Below are 257 nucleotides of genomic sequence, written 5' to 3'. Positions count from 1 at the left end.
ATTTTAGAGCTTAAAAGTATTTCGGCCCAAGCCCTAAGAGTTTGTTTTAACGTGTTTTTACCTTTACCATTATTGCGTTTTAACTCGCTTACCAATACACCTATACCCAAACATAAACACAGCGCTAAATAGTTAGCTAAAAAGTTAGAATACGTAAATGTACCAATGGCCCGGTCGGTATGTTTATAGCCAAAAATAGGGCTAACTACATCGGGCGATAAATTTAAGTAACTGGCATACAAAGCCTGAAAAACCCC

1 protein-coding gene is annotated in these 257 nt (G+C 37.4%); it reads right to left on the bottom strand.

From position 1 onward, the window contains the following. Positions 1–257 (bottom strand): hypothetical protein (locus SB756_RS32190; protein WP_410913518.1); only part of this gene is annotated, 257 nt, incomplete at both ends.

This window comes from Pseudomonas sp. SIMBA_068 (assembly GCF_046534705.1).
Lineage (GTDB): Bacteria > Pseudomonadota > Gammaproteobacteria > Pseudomonadales > Pseudomonadaceae > Aquipseudomonas > Aquipseudomonas putida.
This window is presented reverse-complemented; position numbering and strand designations above follow the sequence as displayed.